The 1,182-nt window shown below is 28.6% G+C and carries 1 protein-coding gene; it reads right to left on the bottom strand.

What is annotated here, in order from left to right:
- Positions 1 to 203 precede the first annotated feature (203 nt).
- Entirely contained in the window at positions 204 to 998 is a 795-nt protein-coding gene (locus tag Q0370_RS10065) for a trypsin-like peptidase domain-containing protein (RefSeq protein ID WP_299575278.1), read from the bottom strand.
- Between the last annotated feature and the right edge of the window lie 184 nt (positions 999 to 1,182).

Raw genomic sequence — 1,182 nt, 5'->3', positions numbered from 1 at the left:
AGTTAATAAAATAGTGGATTTACATACTGTTCAATTTCATATTGCAATTTAAGATCTGCTTTTAACTTTAAGCATAACTAAGAATAATATATCTAGGCCTTAAATTAAATTCTCACTAACTAAGAGTATGAATTAAAGTAGTTAGTTAAATATTATTCATTCTTTTGGTTATGTGTTAATAGCTTTTAATTACCTTATATTTATCAATTATTCTTTATAAACTCTATAATGTAATCCTTAAACTCTTGCAATTCAGATACTTTAATATAATAGCCCAAATTAGTCATAATAGGAGTTTGAGATAAAACTGTTTGATTTGATGTAGGAATATTTACAACTCTTAATTCCCCTTCAGCCGTATATACAGGTCCACCATATAGAACACCAATAAGCATTACCCTTTGTCTTCCCAAATAAGTTTCACCCATTCTATTGGAATATCCATTTTCATTTAATATAAAAATTGGCGAACCTGACGAGCCAGGAAAACAAGCCATATCCACCAATCCAATCCCACACTCATTAAAATCTATAGCTGGATGAGATGCAGTATAGCCTCTTCTAAATATAGGAAAATTATTTTTTTCATCCCAAAGTCCAATAGGATAACCAACCATAACTAATTCTTCAATAGCACTTAATTCTTCAATATCTTGTGCCGTTGCTATTGAATTATCATTAGTGATTGCATAAAATACTTCCATTCCAGTCCTACGTTTAACTTCTTCAAATAAAGGTTGAACAAAACAAAAACACAAATCTTTAGATGAATGGAATATCCAATTACATACATAAGTAACTTTATAGTTTTGATTAGATCCATTTTCTTCATCTTTTAAATGCAAATAAAATGTCATAACTTCTTTTGGATTATTATTTAAGACATGTTTATTAGTAATAAGTATTGGAACGAATTTATCATCAGAAGTATCAAAAGAGTAAAAAAATCCTGTACCTGATGATCCATTACTTGTTTCTAATCTAACAGTATTAAACATCAACCATTCAGAAAGTGTTTTAGGCTCCATTATATTCTATACTCCATAAATTTAAGCTTTTAATTGAAAATATTTAATAAAAGCCTCCCATCAAATGGCGGGAGGCTTTTTATACACACTAAAATTCACTAACTCCCTTTCAAACTTATTCTTTTACCTTTCAGTTGAATTCAGAATTACTCAA

It is taken from the genome of uncultured Leptotrichia sp., from assembly GCF_938036635.1.
GTDB lineage: Bacteria > Fusobacteriota > Fusobacteriia > Fusobacteriales > Leptotrichiaceae > Leptotrichia > Leptotrichia hongkongensis.
Note: the sequence above shows the minus strand (reverse complement) of the source record. Positions and strands in the feature narration are given on the sequence as shown.

Coding starts and splice junctions, on each gene's coding strand:
- Q0370_RS10065 (WP_299575278.1), bottom strand. CDS start 998: ATGTTTAATACTGTTAGATTAGAAACAAGTAATGGATCATCAGGTACA.